Genomic DNA, 13712 nt, shown 5'->3' with positions numbered 1-13712 from the left:
GTGATCGACGGGCCTGGAGGTCGATATGTGGCAGCCGGTCGCCGGGATGAAAAATCTGCTCAAGCTCAATGGGATGATTGCCGACTCAAGCGTGAGTCGTCATGAAAGTTTCGCCGATCTGCCCAGGCGGTGTGTCGGACCCGTCTTTCAGGGTTAGAATCCCTGCCTGTCCCAGAGTGTGTGCCCATGTCCAACGAGCTTTCCGCCGAACAGATCCAACAGTCCCTGCAAGGCATCAGCGTGCCGCCCCAGCCGCAGATCATGGTGGATCTGCAGATGGAGCAGTACATGCCCGATCCGGACCTGGAGACCATCGCCAAGCTGATCTCCCAGGACCCGGGCCTTTCGGGGGCGTTGCTGAAAATCGTCAACTCGCCGTATTACGGCCTGCGCAACAAGATCACCTCGATCCAGCGTGCGGTGAACCTGTTGGGCAGCCGTTCGATCATCAACCTGATCAATGCGCAGTCGATCAAGGGGGCGCTGCACGACGACGCCATCGTCACCCTGAACCGCTTCTGGGACACGGCCCAGGACGTGGCGATGACCTGCCTGACCCTGGCCAAGCGGGTTGGCGTGGAGAATGGCGATGAAGCCTATGCCCTGGGGCTGTTCCACGATTGTGGCGTGCCGCTGATGCTCAAGCAGTTTCCCAACTACATGGGCGTGCTGGAGGAGGCTTACGCCAGCGCGAGCGCCGAGTGTCGGGTGGTGGACACGGAGAACCGTGTGTTCAACACCAACCACGCCGTAGTCGGCTACTACACCTCCAAATCCTGGCGCCTGCCGGATCATGTCAGCCAGGCCATTGCCAACCATCACAATGCCCTGGCGATTTTCAGCGACGAGTCTTCACGCAACAATTGCCCGCTGAAGAACCTGCTGGCGCTCCTGAAGATGTCCGAGAATATCTGTGCGTCCCACCGGGTGCTGGGCAATCAGGCCGAAGACCATGAATGGGAGTGCGTCGGCCCCTTGGTGCTCGACTATATCGGCTTGTCGGAATACGACTTCCAGACCCAGAAACAGGAAATCCGCGACCTCGCCACTCGTTGAGTGCCCAGCTCGCCTGACTCGAGAGCCTCATGCCAGAACTGCCGGAAGTCGAAACCACCCGCCGCGGAATCGCGCCACACCTTGAAGGGCAACGGGTCAGCCGCGTGGTCGTGCGCGACCGCCGCCTGCGCTGGCCGATCCCGGAAGACCTCGATGTGCGCCTCTCGGGCCAGCGTATCGTCCAGGTGGAGCGGCGAGCCAAGTACCTGCTGATCAATGCCGAGGTCGGCACCTTGATCAGCCACTTGGGCATGTCCGGCAACCTGCGGTTGGTGGAGGTGGGCCTGCCTGCCGCCCGGCACGAGCATGTGGACATCGAGCTGGAGTCCGGCCTGGCCTTGCGTTACACCGATCCGCGACGCTTTGGCGCGATGCTCTGGAGTCTCGACCCGCTCAACCATGAATTGCTGGTGCGCCTCGGGCCGGAGCCGTTGACCGATCTGTTCGATGGCGAACGCCTGTTCCAGCTCTCCCGTGGGCGTTCCATGGCGGTCAAGCCGTTCATCATGGACAACGCGGTGGTCGTGGGCGTGGGCAATATCTATGCGACCGAAGCGCTGTTCGCCGCCGGTATCGACCCGCGTCGGGCGGCCGGAGGCATCTCCCGGGCGCGGTACCTGAAGCTGGCGATCGAGATCAAACGCATTCTCGCCCATGCCATCGAGCGCGGCGGTACCACGCTACGGGACTTCATTGGTGGCGATGGCCAGCCCGGGTATTTCCAGCAGGAACTGTTCGTATACGGCCGGGGTGGGGAGCTGTGCAAGGTCTGTGGTACGAGGCTGCGGGAAGTCCGCCTGGGCCAGCGCGCCAGCGTCTGGTGCCCGCGCTGTCAGAGCTGATTTGTCCTACGGTCTATAGTCAGTAGTCATACTGATCAGCCGAAGGATCGCCCCATGAATCTGCTTCGACCTGTTGTCCTTGTTCTGCTGCTGAGTGTCGGTTTGCCTGCCCTGGCGAACAGCGGCAGCGGCGACCCACGCTACACCATCCAGAATCCGCCTGCCTACGCCATGATCGGCGACCTGCTGATTGCCCGTCCCTTGCTGCTCGCCGCCACCGTGATCGGGGCGGGGGCGTTTGTGGTGTCGCTGCCCTTTACCGCGCTCGGCGGTGGGGTGGGTGATGCGGGGAAGGCGCTGGTGGTGGACCCGGCCAAGGCCACCTTTGTGCGGTGCCTGGGGTGTGTTGGGGAGGGGTTTGAGCAGCAGGAGTGAGGCTGTGAGGTGGATGGTGGTGCTGATGGCCTCATCGCGAGCAGGCTCGCTCCCACAAGGGATTTGCATCAGGCCCAAATGCTGTGAGCACAGCGAATCCACTGTGGGAGCGAGCCTGCTCGCGATGGGGGCGGTACAGGTGCTACAAGCCTTCCGGGCTCAAGCCTTGCCGGTAATCTTGCGATACTTCGCCATCAACTGTTCTTCGGTTTCCGGATGGGCTTCGTCCAGCGGAATGCAATCCACCGGGCAAACCTGCTGGCACTGGGGTTCGTCGTAATGACCGACGCACTGGGTGCACAGGTTCGGGTCGATGACGTAGATCTCTTCGCCTTGGGAAATGGCCTCGTTCGGGCACTCGGGTTCGCAGACGTCGCAATTGATGCAGTCGTCGGTGATGATCAGGGACATGCAGGCTCCTGCCGGGGCGTTGGGCCCGGGCATCTGAAAACGAATAGGCGCAATTGTGCCGCATTGGCGAGCGCAGTGCACGCGGGGGCGATGGACTGCGCTCGCTGTGCCGCGAAGTGGGTCGCAGCCGGCGGACTACTTCTTGAAGCGCAGGGTCAGCGCATCGGCCACGGCCGGATGGACGAACTTGGTGATGTCGCCGCCCAGGGCTGCAATTTCACGCACCAGGGTCGACGAGATGAACGAGTAGCGCTCCGACGGTGTCAGGAAAAGACTTTCGACGTCCGGGGCCAACTGGCGGTTCATGTTGGCCAGCTGGAACTCGTATTCGAAGTCCGAAACCGCCCGCAGGCCGCGCAGGAACACGTTGGCATTCTGTTCTTTGGCAAAGTGCGCCAGCAGCGTCGAGAAGCCGACCACTTCCACGTTGGGCAGATGCTTGGTGACCTCACGGGCCAGCTCCACGCGTTGTTCCAGCGGGAACAGCGGGTTTTTCTTCGGGCTGGCGGCAACGGCAATGATCACATGATCGAACAGGCGCGCGGCGCGTTCGACCAGATCGCCATGGCCCTTGGTAATAGGGTCGAAGGTACCTGGGTACAACACTCGGTTCATCGCGTCGTCCTGGCGGGAGTCCGTTGGGGAGTCGGATGGTATCGCAGCCTTCTCGGTCGGCCAAGTCGGCTGTGGGATAAGAAAGCACTATAGACGCTGCGAATAATCCGCATATTCATGGTTTTCCCAGGCGTTCGGCCAGGGATGTCGCCAGTTTTGCCGTCAGCCCATACACCGACAATTGCGGGTTGGCGCCGATGCTGGTGGGGAACAGCGAGCCGTCGTGGATCGACAGGTTGCTGAGCTGATGATGACGGCCAAGGCTGTCAGCGACAGCGTTCTGCGGCGCTTCGCCCATCGCACAGCCGCCCATCACGTGGGCGCTGCCCAGGCGCGTGCGATACAAGGCGAGGTCCAGCCCGTCGATCAGGGTTCGGGCTTCGGCCAGGGTTTTCACGTAGCGGGCATCGCTGTGCAACGGCATGACGGCCCTGGCACTGCCGGCGAACTGAATTTCGGCCATGCTGTGGAACGCACGGCGCAAGCCGTCCCAGGCGTAGGCTGACACGCTGTAGTCGAGCACCGGCGTGCCATCGCTGCGCAACTCGACGCTGCCGCCAGGGCTGTCCGGGTGAAAACCGTCGCGCAGCAAGGCCAGCATGGCGTGGGTATGGGGCAGTTGCGCCATGCGATCGGCGTTCTGTGTGCCGAAACCGCCCAGCAGCGTGGCGGCAAGGGCGGGATGCAGCGGTGGTACCTCGAGTTTGTAGGACATCTTGCCGGTAGCGCCGTCCTGCCATTGGAAGTGATCCGAATAGATCGACTGTGGCGCGCCGTAGAAGGGGTTGATGACTTCATCGAACTGCCCGGCCGACATGTTCGCCAGATGCAGGAATGTCCGCTTGCCCAGGCGTTGGTTGGGGTCTGGCGCATTGGAGCGCAGCAACAAGGCCGGGCTGTTGATGCCGCCGCCGGCCAGTACGTAGTGTCGCGCCTTGACGGTAATGCGCCGTCCGGTCGGCGTCACACAGCGCTCGTCCATGGCCAGGCATTGCAGGTCGACGACGGTATCGTTCTTGAGGGTCAGGCGCTCGGCCCGCGCCAGGTAAAGCAGTGTGCCGCCCTTGTCGAGCATGGCCGGGATGGTGGTGACCAGCATCGATTGTTTGGCGTTGGTCGGGCAGCCCATGCCGCAATAACCCAGGTTCCAGCAGCCGCGCACGTTGCGTGGGATGACGTGCCAGCTATAACCCAGTCGTTCACAGCCTTTGCGGATGACGTCGTTGTTGGCATTCGGCGGAATCAGCCACGGAGCCACGCCCAGGCGTTGTTCCATCCGTTCGAACCAGGGCGCCATTTCGGCGGGGCTGTGCCCCTTGACGTTGTGCTCGGCCGCCCAGTGATCCAGGGTCTGGTCCGGTGTGCGGAAGCTCGAGGTCCAGTTGATCAGGGTCGTGCCACCCACGGCCCGACCCTGGAGGATGGTGATGGCGCCGTCCTTGCTCATGCGGCCCAGGCCTTCCTGGTAGAGACTGGTATAGGCCTGGTCCTCGAGCAGCTTGAAGTCGCTGCTGGTCTTGAGCGGGCCTTCCTCGATCAGCAACACGTTGTAGCCGGCAGCGCTGAGGATTTCCGCCGTGGTCCCGCCACCCGCGCCGCTGCCGATGATTGCCACGTCTGCTTCCAGGGTCAGGTCCTGGGTCAGTTGAGCGCCGTTGCAGGTGGTCCAGCCGCGGGCAAGACCCTCGCGGAAGAGATCGGGTACGGGCATGTTCAGGTTCTCTTGTTGTTATGGATTGGCGATGGCCCCCTGTGGGAGCGAGCTTGCTCGCGAAAGCGGTGTGTCAATCAACAGCAATGTTGCCGATCTACCGCCATCGCGAGCAGGCTCGCTCCCACAGGGATTTCGGTTGGGTCTCAAACCGTGGGCGGTCCCGGATACCCGCAATGCGCCCAGGCCTCGGCCCGGCTGTACCACGCTATCATCACCATTTGCAGCAACGAGCTGTGGCCTTGGCGCAGCAGGTCCAGCGAGCTGTTTTCCCAGCGATCGAGAAACTGGCGGAGGTCATCGGCGCTGGCGTTTTCCCACGAGCCCCAGACGCCGGTCAGCGGTCCGCGGGTAATGCCCAGGGTCAGCACGTCGAACAGTTGGCGGGTGAGTTTGAGCATCGGCGGGGAAAAGTGGGCCAGCCCGCTATCCAGGTTGCCCAGGGTGGCGTCAGCAGCGGCTGGAAGTTGTTCGACCGTCACGGCGCCCTCCAGCATCACCGGGATGACGGCGCGTAAAAACGGTAGATCACTGTCCCGCAGGGCCGCAAGCCCCTTGGCCGGTTGACTTGGCGAACAGCCGCTCAGGCTGGCCCCCAGCCCGACGGTGCCGAGGAATATGCTGGCGCCGAGGCTGAATTTCAGCAGGCCGCGCCGTGACAGCGCGGGCGTATCGGTCAGGCTTGGGTTCACTATTGTTATTACCCGATCAGGTACTGTTAACGGACAAATAGCTTCTGGATCAACTTCTGGAGCGGTTTGCCATAGGGCGGATAAATCAGTTTGGCGGCGTTGAAGCGTTGCTTGCTCAGCACGCCCTTGGCTTTGCTGAAGGTCAGGAAACCTTCGTGCCCGTGGTAATGCCCCATCCCCGACGGACCAATGCCACCGAATGGCAGGTCATCCTGGGCAACGTGCAGCAAGGTGTCGTTCAGGCAGACGCCGCCGGAATGGGTCTCGTGGAGGACGCGATTCTGCTCGACCTTGTTGTAGCCAAAATAGTAGAGCGCCAACGGACGAGGCCGCTGATTGATGTAGGCAAAAGCCTGGTCCAGGTCGTCATAGGGCACGATAGGCAGCAGCGGGCCGAAGATCTCGTCCTGCATGACGGTCATGTCGTCGTTGACGTTGAGCAGCAAGCTGTGGGGCATGCGTCGTCCCTGGCCCAGCTCGAACAGCTCGATCAACAACCCGCCCTTGCTGGTGGCGTCGCTGATGTAGCCGTTGAGCCGTGCCAGTTGTCGTTCGTTGATGATCGCGGTGTAGTCCGGGTTGTCAGCCAGCGTCGGATAAAGCCTGCGAACCGCCTCGCGATAGGTATCGACGAATTCGCCGACGCGGTTCTGCGGCACCAACACATAGTCGGGCGCGACACAGGTTTGCCCGGCATTCAGCATCTTGCCGAAGGCGATGCGCTCGGCGGCATCCTTCAGGGGCACATCGGTGGACACGATAGCGGGCGACTTGCCACCCAGTTCCAGGGTGACGGGGGTCAGGTTCTCGGCGGCGGCTCGCATGACGTGCCTGCCGATGCTGGTGGCGCCGGTAAACAACAGGTGATCGAACGGCAACCTGGAAAAAGCCACGCCGACATCCGCCTCGCCAAGCACCACGCACACCAGGTCCTGGGGGAAGACCCGCGCCAGCAGTTGCTTGAGCAGCAGTCCGGTGGCGGGTGTGGCTTCGCTGAGCTTGAGCATTACCCGGTTGCCCGCCGACAACGCTCCGACCAACGGCCCGATGGCCAGGAACAAGGGGTAGTTCCAGGGCACGATGACCCCGACCACGCCCAGCGGCTGGTAGATCACTTTGGCCGAAGCCGGCTGGAAGGCCATGCCTACCTTGCGTCGGGATGGTTTCATCCAGCCCTTGAGGTGTCGGCTGGCGTAATGGATGCCGTGCAGGCTCGGCATCAATTCGGCCAACAGCGTTTCGTCGGCGCTGCGGTGGCTGAAATCCTCGCTGATGGCGTCGATCAGGGCCTGTCGTTCGCTGCTCAGCAGCTCCCGAAGGGACTTGAGCCATTGTTGGCGCTGCTCGGCCGCCGGCATCGGATGAGCGGCGTAGGCCTGGCGCTGCGCCTCGAAGAGTGACTGCAGCTCATCCAGTTGCTGTTGGGAATCGCGCAGATAAGCTATGTCGGCAGGCATCGTCAGGCACCAGTTCTTATTAGAGTGAGTGTTTTTAGAGCTTATACTCTAAAAAGTCAAATGACATCCTTGATGGCTTTGGGGTTGTCCTCCGGGCGATAGGTCGTAAGATGCCGGAATGCTTTCCTCGAATTAAAGCCCAAGCCATGGTCACACGAATGAAAACCAGCGAGCGCATCGTGCAAAACAGCCTCGAGCTGTTCAACCAGCAGGGCGAGCGCAGTGTCAGCACCAACCACATTGCCGCCCACATGGACATGTCACCGGGCAACCTCTACTACCACTTCCCTAACAAGCAGGCGATCATCGCCGTGCTGTTCAGTGAATACGAAAACCTGGTGGACAGTTTCCTGCGCCCGCCCCAGGGCCGGGCGGCCACGGTGGAGGACAAGCGCTTTTACCTGCAGGAGCTGCTGTCGGCGATGTGGAGTTATCGCTTCCTGCACCGGGACCTGGAACACCTGCTCGACAGCGATCCGGACCTCGCGGCTCGCTATCGGCGGTTTTCCCAGCGCTGCCTGATCCACGGGACCGCCATCTACGAGGGCTTCGTCGCGGCCGGCATCCTGAAGATGGACCGGGTGCAGATCGAGTCCCTGACCCTCAATGCCTGGATCATCCTGACGTCTTGGGTGCGGTTCCTGTGCACCACGCGGGAAAACTTCAATCATTTGAGTGAGCAGGCCATCAAGCGCGGGGTGTACCAGGTGTTGGTGCTGGAGGCCGGTTTCGTGACCGATCAGGCCCGCGAAGCGGTGGACGCACTGTTCAAAGAGTATTACGTCCCTCTGCCCCAGACCCTGGAGGAAGGGCAGTAGGATTCGGATCTGAGCCATATAGGCCACTCATTCCGCCACAGGAGCTCGCCATGCCCATTGCGCAACTCATCAGCCCTCAAGCCCTCGAGCAGAGGAGGACACAGCCCGGGCTGGTGATCCTCGATTGCCGTTTTGCTCTGGATGACCCGGATTACGGCCAGCGCAGCTACGCCGAGGGGCATATTGCCGGTGCATCGTTCGCGGACCTTGAGCGCGACCTGAGTGGCCCGGTGACCAAGGGTGTGACCGGGCGCCATCCGCTGCCGGCGCCCGAAGCGCTGATCGAACGCCTGCGGGCTTGGGGAATCAGCAACGACAGCGACATCGTGCTGTACGACGATGGTCCCGGTGCCTATGCGGCCCGGGCCTGGTGGTTGCTGGCCTGGCTGGGCAAGCGCGAGGCTGTGTACCTTCTCGACGGCGGTCTCAAGGCCTGGCATGCCAGTGGTTTGCCCTTGAGCCTCGATCCGCCGCTGGGCACTCGCGGGACGTTCAGCGGTTCGCCGGATGAGGCCCTGTTGCTCGACGCCCAGGCGTTGCAACAACGCCTCGGCCAGCCGGACATGACGCTTCTGGATGCTCGCGCGTTGCCGCGTTTCAAGGGCGAAGTCGAGCCGATCGACCCGGTGGCCGGACACATTCCGGGCGCACAATGTGCGGCATTTACCGACAACCTTGGCGCTGATGGCTGTTTTTTGCCGGCAGATCGGCTCAAGCAGCGTTTTGCCGGGAAATTGGGTGAGCGTTCGCCGACTGAGCTGGTGGCCTATTGCGGCTCCGGCGTCACGGCGTGCCATAACCTGTTTGCCTTGTGTCTGGCGGGGTATCCGTTAGGGAGGCTTTACGCGGGTTCGTGGAGTGAGTGGATCAATGATCCGCAGCGTGGGGTGGCAACGGGTGAATAACGCTGAATGGGTGTGAGGGCAAAGCTTGCTCGCGAGGCGGCCTTACAGCCGACCTGTTCCTTCCGGCTATACCTCAGTCCCCTTGTGGGAGCGAGCCTGCTCGCGATAGCGGAATGTCAGTCACTGCAAATGTAGTCTGACCTGACGCTATCGCGAGCAGGCTCGCTCCCACAGGGGCTTGTGTTGGCTGTAGTTCATCCGGGTCTCAGGCTCGCCAGCCAGCGGGGAATGCGCCGCTCCAGGTAGTATCCGGGCGAGCGCATGGTGCCTTCGACAAATCCCACATGGCCGCCCTTTGCATGCAGCTCAAGCCGGGTGGTGGCGGACAGTTCGTTGGGCTCGGGCAGGCTGTGGGGAAACACGAAAGGATCATCGGCGGCCTGGATGACCAGGGTCGGCGTGCTGATTTCGCTCATGAAATAGCGGCTGGAGGCGCGGCGGTAATAGTCCGAGGCATCGGAAAAACCGTGCAGCGGCGCCGTCACCCGGCCGTCGAAATCCCAGAAGGTGCGCATGTTTTCCAACGGACCCAGCGCCGTCAGGGTGGCCAGGTCTTCATGACGCCCGTCGTGCTCGAAGCGGTGTTGCTTGTTGCGCACGTAGGCCACCAGCGCACGCATGAAATGCGCCTGATAGAACCTGGAAAATCCTTGTCCGATGCGGTCGGCGCACTGGTCGAGACGAAACGGCACCGAAACCGCCACCGCTCCGAGCAGTTGGCTGTTGCTGCCGGTTTCTCCCAGATGCTTGAGCAGCACGTTACCGCCCAGCGAATAACCCACTGCAAACAGGGGCGCCAGGGGGCGTCGTGCCCGCAGGTGGGTAATGGCGGCAGCCAGGTCTTCGCTGACGCCGGAGTGGTAGCTGCGGGGCAGCAGGTTCGGCTCACCCGAACAGCCGCGCCAGTTCAGTGCGACACTGGCCCAGCCCTGATGGCCGAGGGCTTGTTGCAACCCGGCCACGTAAGGCGAGTTGGAGGAGCCGGTCAGCCCGTGAAGCACCAGCACCAGTGGCGCCTTGGCGCTATGGGGGCCATGCCAGTCGAGATCGAGAAAATCGCCGTCAGCCAGCCATAGCCGCTCGCGTTCACGCACGATGTGCGTGGTCTTGCGCCATAGCGGCCCCCACAAGGTCTGCAAGTGCGGGTTGCCAAGGCCCCGGGCCGGGACGAATCGTTCAGATGCGGCGGACATTATTATTGTTCTCGATACACCGGCCAGCCGTTCAGCCGACGGTTTCGGCCATACGTTGCCACAACGCGTAATACACCCGTCCGGATTTCTGTTCGCGATGCAAACGCCAATTACCCGGCAAACCGAGAGTGGACGGAGCGGTCTCGCTTTCAGTGTAGACCCAGGCATCCACGGCCAGCCACTGGCGTTCCTCGAGCAAGGCGCAAACCGACGGCAGGAGGTTCTGGTTGAACGGCGGGTCGAGGAATACCAGGTCGAAGGGGCTGGCCGGCTGGCTGTCCAGGTAGCGTAAGGCATCGGCCGTCTGCACCTGACCGACGGTGCAGCGCAGGGTGCCCAGGTGTTCTTTCAGGCTGGAGACCGCCAGGCTGCTGGCGTCCAGTGCCTGGCCCATGGCTGCACCACGGGACAGGGCTTCGAGAAACAGCGCGCCACTGCCGGCAAACGGGTCGAGCACCCGGGCGCCTGCCACGTAGGGCGCGAGCCAGTTGAACAGGGTTTCACGCACCCGGTCCGGCGTCGGGCGCAAGCCCGGGGCGTCGGGGAAGCTCAGGCGCCGGCTGCGCCATTCGCCGCCGATGATGCGCAACTGGTTGATGCCGTTGTGGGCGGGTTTCTTGCTGGAATTCGATGGACGGGCCATTAGTGCTCCGGAACCCCGAGCGGTTGCTCGGCAGGTTTGTCAGTGGGGGCCGGCAACGGCTTTTGCGGCACAGTCGGACCAGCGGTGACGATGACCATCCTGTCGGTGCTCAGGTGCTTGTTCAACGCGGTCTTGACCTGTTCGACCGTCAGTGCCTGGGACTGGCGCATGAAATCTTCCAGGTAGCTCAGCGGCAGGTCATAGAAGCCCATGGCCCCGAGTTGGCCGACAATGTCGGCGTTGCTGGCGGTGGACAGCGGGAAACTGCCGGCCAGTTCACGCTTGGCGTCATCGAGTTCCTTCTGGGTCGGACCGTTCTTCAGGTAGTCGGCGAACACATCTTGCACCAGCTTGAGTGTGCCTTCGCTCATTTCGGCGCGGGTCTGCAGGTTGATCATGAACGGGCCGCGGGCTTGCATCGGCGTGAAACCGGAATACACGCCGTAGGTCAGGCCACGTTTTTCCCGTACTTCAGTCATCAGGCGCGTGCCGAAACCGCCGCCGCCGAGGATCTGGTTGCCCAGGGACACGGCCGCATAGTCCGGGTCATCCCGGTCGATACCCAATTGCGCGAGCATCAGGTTGGTCTGTTTGGACGGGTATTCAATGTGGTTGACGCTCGCCTTCGGCTCCGTTGGCGATGGGGTTTTCACCAGGGCCGGCCCTTTGGGCAGTGCGGCGGACACCTGATTGGCAATCGCCTCGGCCTCGACGCGGGACAAGTCGCCTACCAGCGCAATCACTGCGTTACCGGCAGCGTAGGCCTTGGCGTGAAAGGCCCGGGCCTGGGCCAGGGTGATCGGTGGAATGCTTTCTGCGGTGCCATCGCTGGAGTGGGCGTAAGGATGGTCACCGTACAGGCGCTTCATCAGTTCCAGGCCCGCCAGTTTGCCCGGGTTCTGTTTCTGGTATTCGAAGCCGGCGAGCATCTGGTTCTTGATGCGGGCGAAGGAGTCGGCGGGGAAGGTCGGCTTGCCGACCACTTCGGCGAACAGCTTCAGTGCCGGCTCACGCTTGGCCACTGCGCTGAGGCTGCGCAGGGACGCAATGGCCATGTCCCGATAGGCGCCGTTGCCGAAGTCCGCGCCGAGGCTTTCGAACCCTTCGGCAATGGCGCTGACATCCTTGCCGGCCACGCCTTCGTTGAGCATGGCGTTGGTCAGCAGCGCCAGGCCGGGGGCGTTGCCGTCCTGGCTGCTACCGGCGGCGAAGGTCAGGCGCAGGTCGAACATCGGCAGTTCACGGGCCTCGACGAACAGCACCTTGGCGCCGTCAGCGGTTTTCCAGGTTTGCACATCGAGCTGGCGGTGGCCGGGTGCCTTGCCGTCCAGTTCCGCCAGCGATTGCAGCTTGTTGCCGGACTTGGCGTTATCCAGGGCCTGGCTGGCGGTGACGTCAGTGGCGGGGGATAGATAGACGGCCAGGGCAGCGACCAGGGCGATGAACACCAGGCCGATCAGTAGCAGGCGTGATGATTTGCGCTCACTCATGAGCTTTCTCCTCGGGCAGGACGTGCGCGACGCTCAGGCGCGAGCGGGTGAAATACAGCTGGGCTGCCTTCTGGATGTCTTGCGGGGTCACGCTTTGCAATTCGGCGAGCTCGGTGTCCATCAGCTTCCACGACAAGCCGACGGTTTCCAGCTGGCCGATGGCGGTGGCCTGGCTGGTGATCGAATCGCGCTCGTACACCAGGCCGGCGATTACCTGGGCGCGGACGCGTTCCAGCTCTTCGGCGGTCGGGGCGGTGGTTTTCAGTTGCTCCAGCAAGCGCCACAGGCCGGCTTCGGCCTGGGCCATGGTCTTGTTCTTCTGGGTGTTGGGCGCCGCCGACAAGGTGAACAGGGTATCGCCACGGGTGTAGGCGTCGTAGCTCGACGAACCGCCGGACACCAGCTCTTCGCCGCGCTCCAGCTGGGTCGGGATTCGGCCGCTGTAGCCGCCATCCAGCAAGGCCGAGATCAGCCGCAGCGCATTGACCGAACGCTTATCCGTCGCGGTGGCGATGCTCGGCACGTTGAAGGCCAGCATCAGGCTGGGCAGTTGGGTCTGCACATGCAGGGTGATCTGCCGCTCGCCGGGTTCGGCCAGCTCCAGGGGAATCTTCGCCGTCGGCACCTCACGTCGGGCAATCGGGCCGAAATAACGCTGGGCCAGGGCCTTGACCTCGTCCGGTGTCACGTCGCCGACCACCACCAGGGTGGCATTGTTCGGCGCGTACCAGGATTCGTACCAGTGGCGCAGTTCCTGGACGGTCATGCGGTCCAGGTCGGCCATCCAGCCGATGGTGGGCGTGTGGTAGCCGCTGGCCGGATAAGCCATGGCCTTGAAGCGCTCGAAAGCCTTGGACATCGGCTTGTCGTCGGTGCGCATGCGGCGCTCTTCCTTGATGACTTCGATCTCCCGGCTGAACTCTTCAGGGGGTAGGCGCAGGCTGGCCATGCGGTCGGCTTCCAGCTCGAAGGCCACGCCCAGGCGATCCCGGGCCAGCACCTGGTAATAAGCCGTGAAGTCATCGCTGGTGAAGGCGTTTTCCTCGGCTCCCAAGTCACGCAGGATCAGCGACGCTTCGCCGGGGCCGACTTTTTCGCTGCCCTTGAACATCATGTGTTCCAGGGCGTGGGACAAACCGGTCTGGCCCGGTGTTTCATAACTGGAGCCGACCTTGTACCAGACCTGGGAAACCACCACCGGCGCCCGATGATCTTCGCGCACGACGACCTTCAGGCCGTTATCGAGGGTGAATTCATGGGTGGGTTGTGGATCGGCAGCCAAGGCTGAAAGGGGCAGACAAACTGTGCTGAACAGCAGGCCTGCAACGCGGCGGGCAAGAGCATTCATTCGTGTTTAAACCTGTTGGGCTGCCCGCTAGGTCTTAGCGTCGGCGGGCGAGAGGGTGCTAGGATACTGATCCGTTTTACTGGCGGCCACGCCTATCGGGCCTTTTATCGGCCCAGGGTTGCCTGGGTTTTGCGCGCAACCGTAGGGTTTTCCCGT

Annotated in this window: 14 protein-coding genes; 5 read left to right on the top strand and 9 right to left on the bottom strand. The window is 62.7% G+C overall.

Annotated elements, in window-relative coordinates; all coding sequences use genetic code 11:
* The first annotated feature begins 240 nt into the window (after nt 1–240).
* From LOY67_RS26580 to LOY67_RS26570, 3 genes are read left to right on the top strand one after another with little or no spacing between them, the layout of a single operon-like run.
* Entirely contained in the window at nt 241–1056 is an 816-nt protein-coding gene (locus tag LOY67_RS26580; protein ID WP_265067831.1) for an HDOD domain-containing protein, read from the top strand.
* A 29-nt stretch (nt 1057–1085) separates the two neighbouring features.
* Nucleotides 1086–1898: a bifunctional DNA-formamidopyrimidine glycosylase/DNA-(apurinic or apyrimidinic site) lyase gene (mutM, locus tag LOY67_RS26575; protein WP_265065112.1), complete on the top strand. Its 813-nt coding sequence runs from the start codon at nt 1086–1088 to the stop codon at nt 1896–1898.
* 54 nt (nt 1899–1952) lie between these two features.
* On the top strand, nt 1953–2273 hold the full coding sequence (locus LOY67_RS26570) for a multidrug transporter (RefSeq protein WP_265065111.1): 321 nt from the start codon (nt 1953–1955) through the stop codon (nt 2271–2273).
* A 159-nt stretch (nt 2274–2432) separates the two neighbouring features.
* On the opposite strand, the gene LOY67_RS26565 is transcribed toward LOY67_RS26570, so the two are convergent.
* The 5 genes from LOY67_RS26565 to LOY67_RS26545 all read right to left on the bottom strand — a co-directional run bounded on the left by LOY67_RS26565 (nt 2433) and on the right by LOY67_RS26545 (nt 7159).
* Nucleotides 2433–2684 carry a YfhL family 4Fe-4S dicluster ferredoxin gene (locus tag LOY67_RS26565; protein WP_003206534.1) on the bottom strand — a complete coding sequence of 84 codons (252 nt, stop codon included), beginning with the start codon at nt 2682–2684 and terminating at the stop codon, nt 2433–2435.
* 135 nt (nt 2685–2819) lie between these two features.
* Nucleotides 2820–3299, bottom strand: coding sequence for a pantetheine-phosphate adenylyltransferase (coaD, locus tag LOY67_RS26560; RefSeq protein WP_040071510.1), 480 nt, complete (start codon nt 3297–3299; stop codon nt 2820–2822).
* 115 nt (nt 3300–3414) lie between these two features.
* Entirely contained in the window at nt 3415–5010 is a 1596-nt protein-coding gene (locus LOY67_RS26555; protein ID WP_265065110.1) for a GMC family oxidoreductase, read from the bottom strand.
* A gap of 146 nt (nt 5011–5156) precedes the next feature.
* A complete protein-coding gene (locus tag LOY67_RS26550; protein ID WP_265065109.1) occupies nt 5157–5702 on the bottom strand; it encodes a twin-arginine translocation pathway signal protein in 546 nt (181 codons plus the stop codon).
* Nucleotides 5703–5728: 26 nt separating this feature from the next.
* Entirely contained in the window at nt 5729–7159 is a 1431-nt protein-coding gene (locus LOY67_RS26545) for a coniferyl aldehyde dehydrogenase (protein ID WP_265065108.1), read from the bottom strand.
* Nucleotides 7160–7305: 146 nt separating this feature from the next.
* On the opposite strand from LOY67_RS26545, the gene LOY67_RS26540 reads away from it, so the two are divergent.
* The gene (locus LOY67_RS26540; protein ID WP_265065107.1) at nt 7306–7977 is read left to right on the top strand and encodes a TetR/AcrR family transcriptional regulator; all 672 of its coding nucleotides are present in this window, start codon (nt 7306–7308) and stop codon (nt 7975–7977) included.
* A gap of 50 nt (nt 7978–8027) precedes the next feature.
* The gene (locus tag LOY67_RS26535) at nt 8028–8882 is read left to right on the top strand and encodes a sulfurtransferase (RefSeq protein WP_265065106.1); all 855 of its coding nucleotides are present in this window, start codon (nt 8028–8030) and stop codon (nt 8880–8882) included.
* A gap of 194 nt (nt 8883–9076) precedes the next feature.
* On the opposite strand, the gene LOY67_RS26530 is transcribed toward LOY67_RS26535, so the two are convergent.
* The 4 genes from LOY67_RS26530 to LOY67_RS26515 are packed head-to-tail and all read right to left on the bottom strand — an operon-like array spanning nt 9077 to nt 13556.
* Nucleotides 9077–10075 (bottom strand): hydrolase, encoded by a 999-nt coding sequence (locus LOY67_RS26530; protein ID WP_265065105.1) that lies wholly within the window; start codon nt 10073–10075, stop codon nt 9077–9079.
* Between the two features lie 31 nt (nt 10076–10106).
* Nucleotides 10107–10718: a 16S rRNA (guanine(966)-N(2))-methyltransferase RsmD gene (gene rsmD, locus LOY67_RS26525; RefSeq protein WP_265065104.1), complete on the bottom strand. Its 612-nt coding sequence runs from the start codon at nt 10716–10718 to the stop codon at nt 10107–10109.
* Nucleotides 10718–12208 carry a M16 family metallopeptidase gene (locus LOY67_RS26520; RefSeq protein ID WP_265065103.1) on the bottom strand — a complete coding sequence of 497 codons (1491 nt, stop codon included), beginning with the start codon at nt 12206–12208 and terminating at the stop codon, nt 10718–10720. The genes rsmD and LOY67_RS26520 overlap by 1 nt, the downstream gene beginning before the upstream one ends.
* A complete protein-coding gene (locus tag LOY67_RS26515; RefSeq protein ID WP_265065102.1) occupies nt 12201–13556 on the bottom strand; it encodes a M16 family metallopeptidase in 1356 nt (451 codons plus the stop codon). Before LOY67_RS26515 ends, LOY67_RS26520 begins: the two co-directional genes overlap by 8 nt.
* Between the last annotated feature and the right edge of the window lie 156 nt (nt 13557–13712).

The organism is Pseudomonas sp. B21-056 (assembly GCF_026016325.1).
Lineage (GTDB): Bacteria > Pseudomonadota > Gammaproteobacteria > Pseudomonadales > Pseudomonadaceae > Aquipseudomonas.
This window is presented reverse-complemented; position numbering and strand designations above follow the sequence as displayed.